This is a genomic window from Mucilaginibacter robiniae (assembly GCF_012849215.1).
Classification (GTDB): domain Bacteria; phylum Bacteroidota; class Bacteroidia; order Sphingobacteriales; family Sphingobacteriaceae; genus Mucilaginibacter; species Mucilaginibacter robiniae.
The window spans coordinates 1,727,544-1,747,812 of the sequence record NZ_CP051682.1 but is presented as its reverse complement, the minus strand read 5'-3'; the positions used below and the strand labels follow the sequence as shown (position 1 = coordinate 1,747,812).

Genomic DNA, 20,269 nt, shown 5'->3' with positions numbered 1-20,269 from the left:
AACAAGATGAAAAAAATTATATACTCATTAACAGTACTGTTTGCCTTGGGCCTGGCAAGCAGCTGTAAAAAATATATTGATATTAACACTAATCCTAATGCACCTACCAGTGTAGATGCCAGTACCTTGTTGCCGCCTATGTTGGCAGGCATGGCCCGTGGCGTTTGGTACGATAGCCGATACGTTGGCCAGTATGCACAGATATGGGGATATGCAACCGCAAATAATATTTGGGATCAAGAAGGCTATGCACCAGGTTCTGATTCGGGCGGCGAGATGTGGCGTACAGTTTACTTTAGTTTAGGGCAGAACGTGAACCTGATGTGGCAGGATGCTAACGCCAATAAAAAGTATGATTATGTTGGCGTGGGCTGGGCTTTGCGTGCTTGGGGCTGGCAAACCGGCGGCGATATGTATAACAACATGATTGTTAAAGAAGCATTTGACCCAAACCGACTTACTTTTGATTACGATACACCACAAGATGTATATGCTGAAGTAGTAAAAGATTGCCAATTGGCTTTAAACTACCTGAACCTGGCTATTAAAACTGATGGTAGCCCTGTTTCTGCCAGCTTGGCTAAAGGTGATTATATGTATTCTGGCGACCGCAGCAGGTGGGTAAAGTTTGTGTACTCTATATTAGCACAGAATGCTTTACATCAAAGTAACAAATCAACCTTTAACCCAGATTTAGTTAAAAAGTATGTAGATAGCTCATTTAGCAGTAATGCTGATAATGCCAGTGTGCAATGTAATGGTTCACAATCGGGCGATTCCAACTTTTGGGGGCCAACCCGTGGTAATCTGACCAACTATCGGCAGTCTGATTATATAGTTCGCTTGCTGGACGGGCGTGTATTTACGGGTTCCACTACGCAAAATCTTACTATCGACCCGCGTTTGCCTTTGTTACTGGTGGCCAGTAAAGATGGCGCTTACCGCGGTGTGGTTCCGCCACTGGGAGATCCTAACACCGCCGATGTAAATACCGCTATACCGCAGTTTGTTGGTGCAACTACAGCTACTTCAAGTACATCAGCAGCTAAATACCTATTTAATGATAACTCCAGAGCTGTGCTCATGACTTATCCTGTACTACAGTTTATGAAGGCTGAGGCACTTTATAAGAAAGGAGATATGAGTGGCGCTTATGAAGCTTATATAAAAGGAGTAACAAATGCCTTAGATTTTGCAAGCAATCCACCCATTAGTTCTTCGCTTACAGGTACCCAGAAATATATTTCTGATGTAACTATCAACAACTATCTGAAAAGTGCATGTGTGCCACAATCGGCGGCGGCCTTAAAGCTAAGCGATATTTTGCAGCAGAAATTTATTGCGTTGTTTTTATGGAACCCGCTTGAAGCTTGGGCTGATGAGCGCAGATACCAGTATGATGCGAGCGTTTTTCAAGGATTTACGGTACCTGGCACTTTGTATCCTGATAATGCAGGTAAGCAGGTGTATCTGCTTAGGCCGCGCTACAATTCAGAATACATCTGGAATGTTCCGGCTCTGAAAAGTATAGGTGCCTTGGATCCTGATTATCATACCAAAAAACCTTGGTTTATTTTACCATAAGCAATCATTCCATAAAAATGAAAAGAACCTTATACATAGCTTTGAGTCTGCTAGCTGCGACACTTGTTGGCTGTAAAAAGAATAATATAACCCAGGTAGGCGATGTGGCTACAGGGGCGCAAATTAAACTAATTCATGCCGCACCGGGCGTACCTGCATTGGATGGCTATATCAACAATACTAAAGTTACGCCTTTAACTACCGTTTCAGTTACTGATAATGCCGTGGCTACCTCTATCAGTACCGGGTACGTTTACTTAGGCGTGTTTCCGGGCAGTAACTATGCTGTGGTTGCACCCGGTAGTACGGCTATAAAAATTGTAGCTTCCATACCAGTACCGGCTCTTAAAAGTGTACAAACTGTAGCACCAGGCGCTACGGTGGGCAACGTGACGCAAGCTACAACTAATGGCAGTGCTTATTCTGTATTCACTATGGGTTTACCGGGAGCTACTATCAATGCTTTAACTACCAAAATAGTGGAGGATAAATTTCCGGCAGCCGCAAGTAACAAAGCTTACATTCGTTTGGCATACCTAATACCCAACGGTGCACCGGTTGATTTATCAGCAACCTACACCCTTACAGGCGGTACAGCTACCTCCCGGGTTTTAACTAGTAATACCAGCTATGGCAACGTGACTGATTTTGTTTCGGTTGATGTTAACTCATCCAGTACTACGGCTTATACCTTTCAGTTGTATTTAACAGGTACTACTACCAAGTTGGGCACTGTATCTGCATCTATTGCCTTGGCACCAGGCCGTTATTACACCATTATTGGTCGTGGTTTGGCTGTCGATTACGTTGTGCCTGGTACCGGCATTACGCTGAAAGCAAGCACCCGACCTACGCTTCCGGTTAGTGACCCCACTACCAAATACCCAGAAATCTATTTCAATCCGGCGGGTATAACTTATTATACTAACAAATAACCAGTAAGCATCGGCAACTCATGCCTGATGAACAGATAAAAAACGCCAGCCATATATTGTAGCACATTGGTACAATATATGGCTGGCGTTTTACTTTAAGCTAATCTCTCTTATGCAGCGCAAGCATTTCCTTTCTACCTTAATTCCGGTAGCGGTTACTTTATCCTCCTTAAAAAATGTGGAAGCTGAAACGGAAGTTATGCCGAAGCAGATTAAGATACCGCCATATTTACAACTCGGCGATGTGATCGGGATTACCTGTCCGGCAGGCTACATCTCGCTAGAGGATATTCAGCCAGCTGTTCAGTTAATGCAAAGCTGGGGCTTTCAGATAGAGGTAGGCAAAACAGTAGGGAAGAGGGACTTCACCCTGGGAGGCACCGATGAGGAACGCGCCGCCGATTTGCAATACATGCTCGACCAGCCCCACATTAAAGCCATTATGTGTGCCCGTGGTGGCTACGGTGCTGTACGGATTATTGACCAATTGAATTTTAACCGGTTTAAAAAGTACCCTAAATGGTTGATTGGCTTTAGTGATATTACGGTTTTGCACAACCATATTCATAGCAACTGCCGTTGCGCTACGTTGCACAGTAAAATGTGTAACAGCTTTCCTGAAAACTGGAATTTGGCGGAACCTATTCAAAAAGAAACCATCTTATCCATCAGGCAAGCGCTTACCGGCGAACGCTTGCGGTATCAGGCTCCGGCTTCCGCTTTTAACCGGCTGGGAACGGTTACTGCGCCGCTAGTTGGTGGCAACCTAAGCATTATCGCTAACCTGGCGGGAACTGTATCAGATATAGATACCAAAGGAAAAATTCTTTTTGTGGAAGATACCGGTGAATACGCCTACAACATTGACCGGTTGTTTTATAATCTTAAACGTACCGGCAAACTAGACCGCTTGGCGGGCTTGATTGTCGGCGGCTTTAAACTCAAACCCGACGATCCAGGCGAAGAGTTTGGAAAAACCTTAAGCGACATTGTACTCAGCAAAGTAAAAGATTTTAGTTATCCCATTTGCTTTGATTTTCCGGTTGGACATCAAAAGAACAATTTTGCTTTAAGGTGTGGTGTACCATATACTTTAAAGGTTACTGTAGGTGGTGTACAATTGGAAGTACAGGGATAATTGGTCAGTGTGTATAGATAAGAAAAAGCCCAGCTTGGTAGCTGGGCTTGATTTTGCATTAGTTATGGCACAAGTATTTATTACTCTGCACTTGTGCCATATACTTCCGCCAGTAAATGGATATTTCAGTTCAATTATACTGTATAACCTTCTTGTAAATACTTTTTATCCTTAAATGTCTATCCAAAACAAACAAGTATCTTTCACCATGATTGAAATAGGTCTGCTCATTGTAAGCTAAGCTATACCCTGCCTTTCTAGTAATGATTTCTGCAACAAGTAGATGTTTTTTTATACTTGAAAAATAAATCAGATACTCAGGTTTAGTTCCTGTTACATTTAATCTTACAAGTGTAACTACTGCTTTAAAATATTCTTTCGAAGAGTAGTCTAGACTATCAAGTATCTTGATGGTTGTGGAGGGTCGCTGTTTCCAATCTTTACTTAACTCTTTATAAAAGGAAGAGAAATTTGCCTGTATCAAAGTATCAACAGTAACCAACTGCTTGCCTTTATGGTTTTTTTGCAAGTAATTAAACGCTTGTAAATATCCTCGTTGATTCTGAGCCAAAGCGGAAGTTTTTACAGCAAATGACAAAGAAAAGGCAATTAACAATCTAAATTGTCGCATTTTCGAACTCATGGAATAAACTTAATGAATTTATCAGTGTTCGCTGGTACTATTCCTCGTTGTAAAGAATTTAAGGAGTTGTTACTAAAAGGTAAATATGCTGGCGGTGTTCCTGGAAAAAATTCTGTTGCCTGATATGATGTTCGTTGACCAAAGTTAGCTCCTTTTTGATTAAGTTCACTTCTAATTAAATTCATTTTATTCACAGTAGCCCCAGTTGGGCCAAAACCGGAACTAAGTGGAGGATCTACTAAACCACCACCTAGAATAGAATGAAACATTTCATGTAAAAAAGTCATACCAAAACCCAATGTTCTTGAATCTATATTAGTTGAACCAGCTATGAATTTTCCTATTTGTGTTGGATCCAGATTTATCAAATTGCCACCAACAATTGCTGATGAATTAATTGCTACCTTTGCATAAGCTGTTGTGGTATTATCTATAGCCTTAGTTAAAGCATCTCTCGCCGTGGCACTTCCCACTTCTCTCAAGCCACCATACCCATCATCTTCCATATTTACAATTGCATTCCCATATATAGGATCTTTGTCGTAAATAAGTTGTCCATTTTTATCATAAGATAGAGAAAGTCCAGTTTCCGAATTAAGATCACTTTTTACATTTTGTGTTATGTTAGTGCTATTTTGTTTATCATACCTCTGAACGAGTGTAAAGTTAACACTATCGCCATTCATATCTATATTTTTGATAGGATTAAGGGCACCATATTGGTAAGGTGTCATAGCAGCATATTTTTCAGCGAACCTGTCAATAGTACTAAAACGTCCTATCACCGGATCATAGAACCTTGCGCCATAATCATACTGGTTTAATTCATCTTGTAGCTCCTTCTTGTTATAAAGGTACTTGTTTTTAGCTCCACTTGTAGCAGTATTAATTTCTAAACCAAAAGGGTAGTAATCATCTACCTGTTTGGCTGTTGTACCCGAGGTTTGGTCGAATGTTCTGCGGCTGTTACCGAGGTGGTCGCTTAAGTTGTATTCGTAATTCCAGTTATTGGTTAAATCGGCACCATTCTTTAATACACGGCCTTCTTCACTTTGCACAAACTTTAAGTCGCCGTTTTCATATTGTACACCGGCTATATAGTCGGTTGAGGTTGATCCATTGTTTTTGTTAAGTTTCTGGCCTGCGGCATCATAGGTATAAGTTAAGTTTTTGCCGGGTACGCTCCGGGGTAGGTTAAGCATGTTGTAAGCTACATCGGTACTATTTCGGCCATCGTGGGTCATGTTCCCATTTGCATCGTAATTATAATCGCTCTGCGTAAGTCCGCTTACTGATTTAAGCTGATTGCCATTGTAGTTGTAAGTGAAGGTACCCGGGTTCATGACGCCGGTTCGGGTTAAATGCTGAATGTTGCCTAAATCATCATAATCAATCCCGTTTTCACTGTTACCCGTTTCGCTATTACCCGCCGTTAACCGGTTCATCGGGTCATAATAGTATACATAACGTTTATCCAGGTTGCCTGGCGTACCCCAATATTGGGTAGCAATGTTGCCATTAAACTGGGCATTATCGCCGGCATTGTAGTATAACCGCATGGCAAACAGATTACTGGTTATATTGGTAAGCCAGCTACGTTCATTGTAGGCGTAAACAACATCTTGTAAAAAGCTGCCGCCCTGGTTGGTAGAGTGCAAACGTTTATGCAGCAGCTGACCACTTTCATCATACGCAAGCTGACTCAGTAAAACTTCGGCACTTGCATCTGTTCCGGTTTTTTGCCAGGTGTTTGTTTTACGATCCATGTGGTCGTAATCATAACGGGCATTAATCACCAGGCCTTGTACCCATTGCGTATTGTGCGTACGGTGACTTTGCGTAAGCTTACCTGTAAAGCTATAATCGTTTACAGTATGGTCATAACCGCCGGCATGGTTCTGCACATAGCTTTCTCTAAGCTGTCCTTTAGTATCATAGTAGTGCACGGTCCAGAGCATATCACCATACGTGCCGTCAGACTTTAGAATAGCCGTTTTTGAGGCGGTAAGCAGTCCGTTTACGTTGTTGCTTATGCCACTGGCTGATGCTGAGTAATTAGATGGTTTACCTGGGAAGTTATAGTCGTCATAATAGTTGATAGTTAAATAAGCGGCTATATCCACATTGATCCGGTTTGAATTTGTATAGCCTGTTGCCGAGGTATTATCTCTATTTTCCCATAGTACCAAATCAGAATTGATATAGTCTTGAAACCATAAACGATGTTCCCGGTTTGGATTGCTCAGATTGTTATCACCTGGCGAGTTCGGATCTTGATAAATAGCGGTAAGTATAACACGACCTAAGTTGTCGTATTTGATCATCGTCCACTGCTGATGAGGTAGTGCCCGTTGATTTGCATCTTGGGTGAGCCGAACTTGATCCAAGGTGTTATATACCATAAATTCCCAGCCTTTACCCGGTAACTTCTTTTCTACAACCCGGTTTCTTCCATCATAATGATAGGCATAAACGTAATTGAGAAATACATTATCAGCTTCTCCAAAGCTTTGCGGATAGTTGCCTTGCGAAACAGGAGGGATTACATAAGCCAAATTCTGATAATCATCATACACGTAGTAAGTGGCTGCAGAATTACCGTTGTTGTCTTTCTGCACCATCTTACATACCACATGGCCTTGCTTATCTTTATACTCGATGGTTTGATGGGCATTTTCATCAGCAAAGGTGGTTTTATAGAGTTGGCCAGCTGCGTAATAATTATTATTCCAGTTCGCTCCATTGCCATCGCTGTTCACTTGCCAGAGTTTAACTTCCGAATCAACATTGGTACCATACGCAGTTTTTGTAGTATGTCCATCTACACCGGGTGAACCAGTACTACCAGCCAGTTGCCAGGCTAAGCCTGGTGCTCCCTGTTCTACTACACGGTTCAGAGGAGATGGTTCAAATACAATGGGTGTCCAGGGAAAATCATTATGAGCAAAGCTTTGTCCATAATAGCTGTTAGAATAAAAATCGGCTTGTTCACCTAAAGCGTTATCTCGGTAACTGCCAGGCGATGTGCTGTTAACTGCATAGGGGAGAAACTTTTGGGATTCTCTGCCATAAGCATCATAAACAAAAGGTTGCACCACATCAAAGCCATTAGTACTACCCTTAACCTGAATGTTTTGCAAGGGTCTGCCCAGTCCATCAAAGTAGGCAATGGATGCCATGACTTTACAGTTAGAAAGGTTTTTTAGCCCATTGGTGCTAAGGTCAGTTACCGTACTATCACGTGGGACGTAAGTAATCACATAATTCTGGTTACTGCTGGGTGTGGTGTTCAGGTTTTGACAGTCGGCCTCTGCCTTGATCAGTAATTGCAGATTGTTGCCTGGCGTGGCTGAAAAGGAGAAATCGTGCTTGAGTGAAATATTATAGGGGTGAGAGTACTGACCAGCAGGCAAAGTACCTGTTCTGCTATTAGGATCCAGTAAGGTTTGCCCCTGTAACTTGCCTGTACTTAAAAGCAGTACAAGCACCAGTGTGGAAAGCAAGCGCTCTGCACACCTGGGTTTAGGCATAAAGAGATTGTTCACGAAAATTCGAGTTAATAAGATTTAAGAATAGAGGAGTACCCTTGCTGAGCAGCAAGGGTATTTGTACCGGTTAATTAATGACCGGCGTAGTTGTATTCGTAGTGAGATTTTACGTTGCCGTAACGATCCCGAATGGTGATGAGACGTTGAAAGCTGTCGTATTCGTAATACAGTGTTTCGCCTTTAGCATCTGTTACGGAAGTGGTGCCTACTAGTGGATCATAGGTGTAAGTGGTCATTTGGGCATCCGCAGGACAGATGCGCAGATCATCAAACCAGATGTTAGTGCCGCCATTAGCGGCTCCATTATTATCTACTCTTAGGTTTAATTGAACCACATCTGCAGGAACTTCAAACACCTTGTCAAGATAAACCCAATGGCCAGTTTGATTAGTGCTCACATTATCTACATACGAATAGTAAGCTTGCTCACCTGGCTTCATCATAAATAAAAACAGGTCTATACTTGGCCCGTCACTATATACCCAGCCTGAATAGCGGAACTTACGGGATTTATTATGCTGATCAATTTGCAGCCAGGTATTACTATGGTAAGTAGCTTCCTTAGCCGGATCGGTGTTGGTAATACGAGCCGAATAATGGCCAGTGTGAGCGCGAGCGTTATCCTGCATCACGTAGTTGGCGGGGTAATCTGTTTTCTCTTCCACATTGTTGTAATAGACCTCGCTGGTGTCAGCTCCTGTGACTTGAGCTATTGGGTACTCCTTCTGGTAACCCCACAAATAGGTAATAGGTGCACCATCTGCTTTACTAACTGATCTAACATTTCCTTTTTCGTCGTAGCCCTGGTAGTTTATGCGAGGAACATAATCGTTGCTTACTGCACCTTTTTTGGTAGATACTTTTTGAGGATAAATTTGTTGTGTAACAGTAGAGGTAGAATGGCCACTGTTCCAAAAGCTGTAGTCTGTTTTTGTTGATTGTAAAAAATTATCCGTAGAGTTCTTGTACTCTAATTTCTCAACGATGGGAGTCCATTTATGCTGATCATTGACCATAGCAGTATAAGGTTGGCTTCCGGCAAAATCATGAGGATACTTCAAAACGGTTATAATATTATCACCTTTGCTTGTAGTAATCGTTTCCTTGGTAGGCTGTACATGAATTGGGTTATCATATTGATAGTTAATAGTGGTAGTTATACCATCTTTGAATGTATACTTATTGGCAAGCCTGTGCTGCCCTGAAGTGATGGAATAATCGCCATAATTGTAAGCAGAGTTCACCCTTGAGCCCAAGTAACTATCATAAGTTTGCAGATTATTTGCACTGAGCGAACCACAGTTATAGCTATCAGAGGCATACTCCACATATCGATCAATTTTAAGAGCACTTAAGGCGTCACCTAAAATATCTGTATAGTCATAATCTTCTTCATCAACTATCGAGTAATTGCCGTTGTCGTTTTTATAATGAGTCATCCCAGTAAGGTTCCCGGATGTCCAATCCTGAAAAGGTTTAAGATACTGCTTATAAATAACAGAGCCTTCGTTGTAAGCTGTAGACCCGTTACTCTCGTAAGTAGTTTTCTCTGCTGGCGAATAATCGTAGGAATATACCGTTTTACCTGCATTCTGCTGCCCATCACCAATATATTCAGCTACCTGCTGATAAACTACCGGACTGCCATGTGGGCAGATGTTGAACAGCGGATCACTGTAAATGTATCTTCTGCGAAAAGGCATGTCTAACGAAGCGATGTAGTTATAATTTGGATCATTCACTTCAGGAAAATAACCTTGTATGGAATATGAGTAATCTTCTATATTCCCCGGTACAAAATCCATAGCAGGAATCATATATTCATAATTTCTTACTTCCGGCGTTGCGCCTGGTGCACTATAGTGAGTAACTGTTTTCACCCGTAATCCGCCTACATCAGATCCTACAAAGTAATTTCCGTTTCCAAAGTTTGCGATAGATTTATTGCATTCATAATCATATGTCGTATAACCTCCTGTAGGGTAAGTTATTTTATTGAGTACAAACATTTTCATGTAAGTACTATCTGTTTTTCGACCATTTTGTCCAAGCGTTACATAGCCCCGTGAGGCTGGATTCACCTGTATTGTCCAAGCTGGCATCAGTGCGCCTGCAGCATTATTCCCCGTCGGCATTGAGCCGTTATAATACCCCCAATAATCCGTATTAGCCGATAAGGCTCCAGGTACTTCACCATTTTCTCTATTGTAATTAAACAAATAATGATTGATGAAATGATGATCAGCATCATAAAAACCGACTTGTTTAAGTAGGTAGCGCAAGTTCCTATTGCTGTATTCAAATTCAATGGTTTGTAATATAGTACCGGCTTTATTGTAAATTTCTACTCGCTGTAACATGCCTGTACTTGCATCAGGAATGAATTTAATTTCACCGTTTCTGAACTTTATTTTTGAGATAACATTTTCAGTGTAGTTTACTGTACTGTTAAATCCAAAGTCAGGACCATAATGCTCCAGTACTTCACTTTGTGTTTTTTGCATTCTGTAGCCCTCACTATCAAATCCGTAACAAGGCTTCCAAATCGGGTCATTATCGTCAATGTCGTCAATTATTGCATAGTCGGTTCGATTCGAGGTATATTCATGCAGGTATGAACCGCTGCTGAATGTAATATAATTATTGGGGTCAGTAGCTGATGTAATCTTGTTAACATCCCAGCAGGTGTTAACTCCTCCTTGATCTGCCAGTTCGGTGCCAACAAACTCATACTTAAAACCGTTTTCATCATAAATTATAGGTCCTAAGCCACCAGAATGAAACGAAATATTAATTGGTTTATAGGGAAGTAATAGCGGTGTGCGATTGTCGTCGCGACCTAAGACAAATTTTCCCGAATGATTATTAAAACTATAGGAAAAAATATCTGGTTCGGTATCATAGTTGTCCTGAGCCCATGAATCCATTAGTATATTCCGCTTATCCGATGTCATTATATCTAAGTCATATTTGGACTTAAATGGGACAGGAACCAAATTTGTCTCATCGGCTTTTCCTACAATGGTCCGGGTGATTCTACCACCATTGTTCAGTGTCCAGCCCATACCTACAAATCCATTGGGATCTGATGGCTTTGTGCCAGAAGCGTGATAGCTTAGCGTAATTGGAATAGTCAGATCACCTTCTTTAATAATATAAAGCGGAATATTAATGTCTGGTATACCAGTAAAATGCCCAATAGGATAATCAATGTATTTTTGAAATTGTTGCGCAGAAGGAGAAGGCGGAATGATTTGTGGCAAACGATCTGGAATTTGTGCTTTACTTAGATCGGCAAAGTACAGTAAAGTAAGTATTACAGTGACTACTTTACAAGAAGCATAATTTAGAATGTTCATTTTCTGCTGCTATATAAGGTTTTTAATTCCGCAATCTGTCGCTGCTGAGTTTGAAGACTTTCTTGTAGCTTATTAGTCTTCTTTTGTTGATTGATTTTAAGTTCGTCCATCTGTTTATCTTTTTCAATCAAATACAAAGTCAATTCCTCCACCTTTTTGGTAAGTAGCTTGTTCATCTCACCCAGGTTAATACCTTCTTTGGCTACTTCCTGCTCAGATGGCATATCCGGCAAATGGTGGTTTTGATCAATGTAGGATTTGACCTCAGCTAATGATTTTAAGTTGTAAGATGACTTAAATACGTAGTCAGGCCAGTTGTTTAAATCCACACGAACCTCTTTACTATGTATAGTGCCATTTACAGCTAATTTGGCGTCAGGATTAGCTGTACCGATACCTACACTACCACCATCTTGCGTTGATTTAATTATCATCGACAAATCCGGGAACATGCCATAGTCGTTGATTGCACTATTATAAGAGTGGGAAGTATAAAAAAGCATGTCGGATGATCGGGCGTATTCCGGATACCCATAAGTGCCAGGGCGGTCACTAAAAACTATTTCAGCAGAAGCATTACTAGGTCGATTAGCATCCTTAGTTGCATAAAAACTTAAAGCAGGAAAGTAATGAGTTTTAGTATCACTGAAAAAGTTAGCCCCCGATATCTCTATGCCTTTGTTATTCTCACCTGCGTTAACCACTAATTTGCTTAATGGATTGTCGGTTCCTATTCCCACATTGCCATTGGATAAGGCAAGTTCATCTTTGTTGCCATCCCAATATGAACTTAAAATCAGTTTGCTATAGTTATGTTCACCTGCATAAATTAGGCTGCTTCTCACCGATGGGCCAGGAAAATTCCTGTCGTACCCCGTAAATCGTAGTACTCCACCTGCGTTAGATGTATTAGACAAATTGCGGATAGTTAAGTCACCAGATACATCTAGTTTACTTTGTGGGTCGGGATTACCAATGCCTACATTACCGTTGCTGTTAATCCGCATTTTCTCCGTTCCTCCTACACCTAAAGCAAGGTTGGTTGACATGGATGGTGCAATTAGAGAGTACTTATCAGAAGCACCAGGTGCAGAAACAGAGATCTTAATATCCTGATCTACCAAGTTAGAAAAGTTACCAATGAGTCCAGAGCCTCCTACCACGAGTTTGGCATCGGGTGATGTTGTGCCAATACCTACATTGCCTGTGGGTAAAAACGTCATTATTGGACCTCCACTGTTTGGATTGCCAACAACAAATTTTTCACCACTATTCCATGCACCAGATCCAATAACCCATTGATTGCTATAGTCCTGTTCTGAAGTATGTGTATTAAAACCTATGCTAGCTTCACCATTCTCGACGGTTGGCGTTAACCTAAGTAGACCACCACCAGATGGACCCTTCAAGCTTAGTAGTCCTTCTGGTGTTGTTGTTCCAATGCCAACCTTTCCTGTTTGGCTGATAGTCATAGCATCATTGCCAGCTATCTGGAAAGCTAGTGGTTTGGTATTATCATCCGTAGTAATAATGGCTTTCTTGGTTCCCCAACCCAAGGCTAAGCCCCACAGCGTTGCATTATCACCCCATACGCTCAGTTTAGAAACTGGATTCATGGTGCCAATACCTACACTACCACTAATAAAGGCATTACCATTGGCAAAGCTTTGGTTTGCACCTGATGGATAGCCGATTAATAAACTAGTGTTTGCAACTTTGATAGGTTGGACATCAGTTCCCAGCAGGTTTAATCCATAATATTCTTGAATAGAAGTTTTATCGCCGCCACTTAGAAATCTAAGCCAAGAGCCGCCTCCCATCGGACCAGCATTATTAACTTGGGGAATATCTGTTTGCGCACGAGAGTTGTAGCCAGCCAGTAGGCAAGCTATTAAGAAAAAAAATTTTTTCATAAAGAATTTAGTTGTTAAAAGAATGTTGAATGGTAAGAATGTGTAGAAAGCATTCTTGTGAAAAGTAAAATGATGAGTTGAATTTAAAACACAAGTTAGGTGTCAGGATGGGGTTTCATGTGATGATTAAATTGTAATGGAATCTGGTTAATGTAATTATAGCATGCAGTATTGCTCCTCAATAGAGCGTTCATTTTCAGTATGATGTTGACGGAACATCTTTTGGTGAAGTATTTTAATTATACCTTATTAATTTACTTTATGATTTATATGCTTATCGGCATAACTTATGTTGTTTTTTTATCTTTGAGAAACAGTATCCTTAAAATTATTTACGTGAATAATTTTGGTTGTTACATAGTCTGAGATAATTTTAACAGCAAAGTACTACGCAACATAGGTTCGATAATGAGACTTTTAATTTTTACAATGCTAGAAAAACTGAAGTTTTGCTTTGAATTAGAGAGTAATTCGAAAGAGTAAGCAAACATAAAACTTAGGTTTGATATTTCCTAATATTTTTAGCAATTTATTGTAATCAAAATAGACATTTGTCTTAATGCCTTTTATAAATACAACCATTGTTAATCCATTTAGCAATACATTACCTCACCAGTTCCGATGAGTTCAGCAAGAAAAAGAGTAGTGTAACTTCATATTTTTTAAAGTATCTTCTTTAATTAAGATATATAATTTCGTGTAGAGATAAAAATTGTTTCAAATGCAAAATCAGCCCAATCGAATGTAAGCTGTTTTATTCGTTGCAGCATAATCCTGGTTGTATCTAACACTACACTCTCCGAGTTGAAAGGGAACAAACCTGTGCAATTCAGTTCCTTGTTTGACTTGTTTAATCATCAGGCTTTGACTGTAGTAGGTCATGAGTCGTTAGAAAATCAAGCATTAAAGATAAACTATTGTATTAGTTTTCAGGAAGTATGGTTTGTAATGTTTTTTCTTCTTTTTCACCCATAAGCTCATAATTATTCAGTGCCTTGGCCAAATTTTGCTTTATCTGTTTGACCAAAATTTTTGGTCCGAGTACTTTTATCTTAGCACCAAAGCCCAATAATTCTCTTTCCAACTCGAAATTAAGTATTACCCGTATGCTTAAAATTTTATCATCTGGTTCTTCGCTCAATATCTGCTGAGTATGATGTAGCGGTTTGGTAATTACATATGGCGCACTCTCCTTATCAATCCAAAATACCACTTGGCTATCTTTCTGATTGGGCGATTTAGTTACCCCAATGCAGTTATTATAATAGGTAGATAAATCAATGATGGTATTCTCACGGTAGGCATCCGCATGTTCTTCCAGCGTCTGGATACGATCAAGTGCCAGCGTAAGCAAAGGCGAATAGCGCGCATGCGATACACCGAGCACAAACCACCGGTTACGATATTCTTTTAATAAGTACGGACTAAAGCAAAACGTATTCGCCTCACGCGCTTTAAACGACTGGTAAGTTACGCACATCGTTTTTTTAGCGACGATAGCTTTACGGATAGTTTCAATCCATTCCAGTCCTTTCAGGTTCTCGTTCTTCTCAAAATCAATTACAGGTTGGGTTTGATTTTTTTGCGTATAAATTTTATCCTCCAGTTTACTCACCATCTCGTTTAAGTCGGCAAAGTGGTTAAAACCTTTAAACTGTTTGAGTAGATCTGATACTTCGGTGAGCACCTGCATATCTTGATGATTAAGTGGAATATTGGTAATGCTATAGTTTTTGTCGCTGTAGGTATAGTAGCGCTTATCTACTACAATAATTGGTGCTTCGTAACCCAGTTTATTACTGCGCATTGTTTTAATATCCGCCTGTACAGTTCTGCGGCTTACGCCTTTGTCAATCCCCTGAAACTCGTACAAGGCATCTGAACAAGCATCAATTAAATCCTCCAATGTCCATTTTTTATAGCGATTGCGTAAGCAGTTATCAATGGTGCGGTAACGAATTAAGGCATTACGGTTGACAGGCATAAGGTTGAATATTTTGATAAATATGAATAATATTTTTTACTACGCAAAAAGGCTGCGCATTGGTTATTCTACTTTGCATCGTCAATCAAAAATGAAGTTATGGAAAAAGAGAAAATAAGTAATGGTGAGATCAGCAATTTAGGTGTAACCGACTTGGAACTGCTGGTTACCTTTAGCCGGGTAGCCAACGGTTTGTTAAAGCACAACGTGATGGATAAACCACAAATACTGGTCAACCTGGAAGCTCTTATTGATGAGCCCATGCCTTACGCGCTTAAAAAAGGCGGCAAGTTTAAAAATCTGGCCGAAAAAGTAATTGAACTACGCAAAGAAGGCAAGTTTGTAAAGCAACAACGCTCGGTACATGAACTTAAAAAAGAGATAGCTAATTTTCCGGTTTATGGTATTGAAAATATTGAACCCGGGGCGCTGGCACAGATGAAAACAGCTATACAATTGCCTATAGCTGTGGCCGGTGCCCTGATGCCTGATGCGCATCATGGTTATGGATTGCCTATAGGTGGTGTGCTAGCTACCCATGTAGATACCATTATACCTTATGCGGTAGGGGTAGATATTGCCTGCCGTATGTGCTTGAGCATTTTTGACTTGCCAGCAGAAACCATTGATAGCAAAAAGGACGACCTGAAAAACCTACTGCTAAACAATACGCATTTTGGTATGGGTAGCGAAACCAAAAGCCACCACGATACCACTTTATTCGATTGGCCCGAATGGAGCGCTACCAAGCAAATTCGTGCGTTAAAAGATAAAGCCTACAAGCAGTTAGGAACTTCGGGTACGGGTAATCACTTTGTAGAATGGGGCGAATTAACTGTTGAAGAAGGTGCTCTGACAGGCGTGCCATCCGGTAATTACCTGGCTTTGCTATCGCACTCCGGTTCGCGTGGATTTGGGGGGAGTATTGCAGCTTATTACTCAGAAATGGCCATGATGAAGACTAAGCTGCCGTAAGAAGCCAAGCACCTGGCTTGGTTGGATATGAATGCCGAAGAAGGGCAGGAGTACTGGATTGCCATGAACTTGGCCGGTGATTATGCCAGTGCTAACCACCACGAAATACATAATAAGATAGCTGCGGCTATGAAGCTGGAGCCGCTGATGCGAATTGAAAACCACCACAACTTCGCCTGGAAAGAACAACTGGCCGATGGTACCGAAGTGATGGTACATCGCAAAGGTGCTACCCCGGCTGGTGAAGGTGTGCTGGGTATTATACCGGGCAGCATGAGTACGCCAGGCTTTGTAGTACGGGGAAAAGGCAATGCCGAATCGATCAACTCTGCCTCGCATGGTGCCGGGCGTTTAATGAGCCGGAGCGCGGCTTTTAAAACCATTAAGCGAGACTTGGTGGCTGCCGAATTGCTGGACAAAAGGATTACCTTGTTGGGCTCTGATCTGGATGAAGCGCCAATGGTGTATAAAAACATCCATACTGTAATGGCCGCACAGCACGATTTGGTGGATGTGTTAGCAAAGTTTCAGCCGAGGATTGTGCGGATGGCAGATCCAAAGGAAAGGTCAGAGGGTTAGGAATCGTATGTTAATATACCTAAGTAATATTTATTTTATCTGTATATTAACAATATAATAGAAGACAAAATGATTGTACGAGATTATTACTCAGTTAGAACTGGAAAAATAACACCGGAAAGCAAAGTGAACTTTGATGTATTGAAGAAGCTATTTCAAATAGCCTACAACAAATTGAATAACGAAGGATACTTTCAAAAATATTTTGGCATCGATTGCTCCGATGGTTTTATTGAGGGTAAGTTGGGTGGAGATGTTGAATCAATCATTTTTATAAATTTAAGAAAGGAAAATTTATATCCAATATGCAAAAATTTGCCTGACTACTCTGAGGATGACTTTTTTGATATGATCGAATTTCTGCATGATCATTCATCTAAAGGTTTAAGCGGCACATATCACCAGTGGAATCAATGTGGTATGCACTACGAAACGTTTGATGATGAAGAAGGCAAAAGATATTTTCGGCAAACATTAAATCCAATTTTGAAAGAATACTTGAATGGATTCGAAATCTCAAAAGATGGTGAAATTTTGGTATTCTCAGACACAGGGCTTTCTACACTCTTGGATGCTAAGATTCCAGCTGAGGATGAAGAAAATATAGCTGACAAAATAAACAATGCTGTCATAAAATTTAGAAGATATAAGTCGACATTGGACGACAGGAAGAATGCTATTAGAGAGCTGGCGGATGTTTTGGAGTTTTTACGTCCACAGCTAAAAAGTTATTTGAATAAAAAAGATGAAAATGATCTTTTTAATATTGCCAACAACTTTGGGATTCGACATCACAACAATGACCAGAAGATAAATTATGACAAAGGGATATGGTACAGTTGGATGTTTTATTTCTACCTATCTACTATACATGCTGTTTTAAGGATGATAAACAATCCTAAATAAATACCTTCTTAAAGTGAATTTTAAAACTTTGATGGGTATGAATATCAATGATTAAAGTATTTGCGTATAAATTACCAATAATTTATTTTTAAATCGTTCAACTTAATCATTATGTCCGAAGATAATCTAAACCTTCAAAATGAAACCATCAGTTTATTACAAATTTCAAGAAGAAGAAAGTTACTTCCTTGGTGGGTGCTAACATTTACCTGGATATTCTTAGTATTTGGGGCCGCAGTTCCTGTAATAGTTGTCATGGGATTACTTAAATTTAAGTTTCAAATTTCATTGTTAGGTTTATCAACAAACAATCCATTGTCAATTACTGCTTTATTTTTGATACTTATTTATTTGTACAAAGGATTGGTTGCATTTGGTTTATGGACCGAAAAAGATTGGGCCATAAAGACCGCTAAAGTTGATGCTATATTGAGTATTGCTATTTGCCTTTTTGCAATGATTTATACATGGATAATACCACAAACAGCAGGAATGCACAATTTTAGCTTCAGGCTTGAGCTGTTTATTATTATTCCGTATTTACTTAAAATGCGACAAATTCAATCTGCTTGGGAAAGCTTTGATACTAAAGAACTACAAGGTGATAGTGCTTATTTAAACAATTAAGTTTCCTTACTTACCATAGTTTTCTTAATGGCAGAATTTTTACCACTAAGTTTAGTAGTGTTAAAAGTTTTCAATGGCAGTAAAAAATTATTAAAAATATATTTTACTACGCAAAAAGGCTGCGCAGTAGCCTCCAATCTTTGTATCAACAAATCACAAAAAGGAGGCTTCCATGAAATTCAACCTGTTAAGCAAAGCAAAAAAAGCACTGGTAAACCATGAGGGTGCCAAAGCTTACGCTATGTCGCCAGAGATGGAGTTGTACACTACGGTAGTAACTTGGTCGCTTAATGATTCGTTTTATGAAAAGGACGAAGACCGGTTAAAGCGTCTGCGTACACTAATCGGCAAGTGCAACCCGGTATTTGTAGGTAAGTTGGCGGTTTACGCCCGTACTAAAATGTATATGCGTTCGGTACCACTGGTACTAGTAACCGAATTGGCCAAAATTCATTCGGGTGATGACCTGATTGCCCGTGTAACGGATAAGGTGATTAACCGTGCTGATGAAATTACCGAGCTTTTAGCTTGCTACCAGCAACTCAACCAGCGTTCCGGCCCTAAAAAGCTGAACAAGCTAAGTAAGCAGCTGCAAAAAGGATTATCGGCGGCTTTCAATAAGTTTGACGAATACCAGTTTGCCAAGTATAACCGGCCTGCCGAGATCAAATTGCGTGATGCCTTGTTTCTGGTTCACCCTAAAGCAAAAGACGAGTTGCAGCAACTACTATTTAACAAAATAGTGAATGGCTCGCTGCAAACGCCTTATACTTGGGAAACTGAACTATCAGGATTGGGCCAATTGAGCTTTGACAGTGAAGAAGCCAAATTTGAAGCTTTTAAAGTAAAGTGGGAAGAACTGATTGACAGCGGTAAGCTGGGCTACATGGCTATGTTGCGTAACCTGCGCAATATAATGGAAGCTGGCGTATCTTATCAGCACATTCAAAAGGTATGTTCAATACTTTCATCTGCCGAACAGGTGGTTAAAGCTAAACAGTTTCCATTTCGTTATTTATCGGCTTATCGTGAATTGCTGAATATAGAAGCCGAGCCTCAAGGCCGTAGCTTAGTTGAAAAAGTGAGTCGTTTATTATTGAACGGCAATATGGGTTATACTGGAGAGGTATTGGAAGCGCTGGAGAAAGCTGTACAGGTTAGTGCAGCCAATATTAAAGGCTTTAACTTTAATACCCGTGTGTTGCTGGCCTGTGATGTGTCTGGTTCTATGCAGCAACCCATATTTGCCAAATCAAAAATGTTGTTGTATGATATTGGTTTAATGCTGGCCATGCTGTTACAATCGCGCTGCAAAAATGTGCAGGTGGGCATGTTTGGCGACAAGTGGAAAACGATTGCTGTGCCACGTAATAACATATTGGGCAACGTGCAGGAGTTTTACAAACGCGAAGGTGAGGTAGGCTACGCCACGAATGGTTACTTGGTAATTAAAGACCTGTTGAATAGGCGAGTAGAAATGGACAAAGTAATGCTGTTTACCGATTGTCAGTTATGGAACAACATGGGCAATAATGACCATATACAATCCTTGTGGATACAGTATAAGCAAAAGGTAGCTCCTGATGCTAAACTATACCTGTTTGACCTGCGAGGTTACGGACAAGCGCCATTACAGCTACAGCAGTATGAAGTATACTTGATAGCCGGCTGGAGCGATAAAATATTTGAAGTACTGGATGCTTTAGATAAAGGCGGCTCGGCTATTACCGAAATACAAAAGACAGAATTATAATACAGTATGGGCCGCTACAATCTGGCCCATACCTTGAAAGAGATCAAAATATAAGGATGCCGTAGAAACGGGTTACTTCGCTAGCATTGGAAGGGGGAGGGCAGTGTGGTGCAAGCCGTGCTGTGGGTTCGAGTCCCAAAAGCGGTTCCCCCGGCCTGAATCGCCTGTTGCTCCTTATCTTAAAGAAGGTGCCGTAAATAAGTGTTACTTCGAGTTTTTACCTCCCAAGTCGCCGTTTCGAACCCGGCCTTAAGTGTCACAGTTTACCGTACGCTTTTGTAGCTCAGTTGGTAGAGCAGGAAATAGTCACTTGTTGCTTGTAGCC

Annotated in this window: 11 protein-coding genes and 1 pseudogene; 7 read left to right on the top strand and 5 right to left on the bottom strand. The window is 40.5% G+C overall.

The genetic code is table 11. The annotated features are described in order from the left end of the window. Positions 1-6: 6 nt before the first annotated feature. The 3 genes from HH214_RS07660 (at position 7) to HH214_RS07650 (ending at position 3,657) form a co-directional block, all read left to right on the top strand. Complete coding sequence (locus HH214_RS07660; protein ID WP_169606761.1) at positions 7-1,584, top strand: SusD/RagB family nutrient-binding outer membrane lipoprotein; 1,578 nt, start codon at positions 7-9, stop codon at positions 1,582-1,584. Between the two features lie 17 nt (positions 1,585-1,601). Continuing rightward, positions 1,602-2,519: a DUF4397 domain-containing protein gene (locus tag HH214_RS07655; RefSeq protein WP_169606760.1), complete on the top strand. Its 918-nt coding sequence runs from the start codon at positions 1,602-1,604 to the stop codon at positions 2,517-2,519. Between the two features lie 112 nt (positions 2,520-2,631). Beyond that, positions 2,632-3,657, top strand: a complete 1,026-nt coding sequence (locus tag HH214_RS07650; protein WP_169606759.1) for a S66 peptidase family protein — start codon at positions 2,632-2,634, stop codon at positions 3,655-3,657. Positions 3,658-3,787: 130 nt separating this feature from the next. On the opposite strand, the gene HH214_RS07645 is transcribed toward HH214_RS07650, so the two are convergent. The 5 genes from HH214_RS07645 to HH214_RS07625 form a co-directional block, all read right to left on the bottom strand. After that, positions 3,788-4,300, bottom strand: a complete 513-nt coding sequence (locus HH214_RS07645; RefSeq protein WP_169606758.1) for a hypothetical protein — start codon at positions 4,298-4,300, stop codon at positions 3,788-3,790. Next, positions 4,297-7,845 (bottom strand): DUF6443 domain-containing protein, encoded by a 3,549-nt coding sequence (locus HH214_RS07640; RefSeq protein ID WP_169606757.1) that lies wholly within the window; start codon positions 7,843-7,845, stop codon positions 4,297-4,299. The genes HH214_RS07645 and HH214_RS07640 overlap by 4 nt, the downstream gene beginning before the upstream one ends. A 74-nt stretch (positions 7,846-7,919) precedes the next feature. Then, the gene (locus HH214_RS07635; RefSeq protein ID WP_169606756.1) at positions 7,920-11,207 is read right to left on the bottom strand and encodes an RHS repeat protein; all 3,288 of its coding nucleotides are present in this window, start codon (positions 11,205-11,207) and stop codon (positions 7,920-7,922) included. After that, the gene (locus HH214_RS07630; RefSeq protein ID WP_169606755.1) at positions 11,204-13,120 is read right to left on the bottom strand and encodes a hypothetical protein; all 1,917 of its coding nucleotides are present in this window, start codon (positions 13,118-13,120) and stop codon (positions 11,204-11,206) included. The genes HH214_RS07635 and HH214_RS07630 overlap by 4 nt, the downstream gene beginning before the upstream one ends. A gap of 922 nt (positions 13,121-14,042) precedes the next feature. After that, the gene (locus HH214_RS07625) at positions 14,043-15,104 is read right to left on the bottom strand and encodes a helix-turn-helix transcriptional regulator (protein WP_169606754.1); all 1,062 of its coding nucleotides are present in this window, start codon (positions 15,102-15,104) and stop codon (positions 14,043-14,045) included. Positions 15,105-15,203: 99 nt separating this feature from the next. On the opposite strand from HH214_RS07625, the pseudogene HH214_RS07620 reads away from it, so the two are divergent. The 4 genes and pseudogenes from HH214_RS07620 to HH214_RS07605 all read left to right on the top strand — a co-directional run bounded on the left by HH214_RS07620 (position 15,204) and on the right by HH214_RS07605 (position 19,944). Then, a pseudogene (locus tag HH214_RS07620) lies at positions 15,204-16,658 on the top strand (RtcB family protein). A gap of 69 nt (positions 16,659-16,727) precedes the next feature. Next, complete coding sequence (locus tag HH214_RS07615) at positions 16,728-17,564, top strand: hypothetical protein (protein ID WP_211166328.1); 837 nt, start codon at positions 16,728-16,730, stop codon at positions 17,562-17,564. Positions 17,565-17,675: 111 nt separating this feature from the next. After that, positions 17,676-18,191 carry a hypothetical protein gene (locus HH214_RS07610; RefSeq protein WP_169606753.1) on the top strand — a complete coding sequence of 172 codons (516 nt, stop codon included), beginning with the start codon at positions 17,676-17,678 and terminating at the stop codon, positions 18,189-18,191. A gap of 172 nt (positions 18,192-18,363) precedes the next feature. Then, entirely contained in the window at positions 18,364-19,944 is a 1,581-nt protein-coding gene (locus HH214_RS07605; RefSeq protein WP_169606752.1) for a TROVE domain-containing protein, read from the top strand. Positions 19,945-20,269 lie beyond the last annotated feature (325 nt).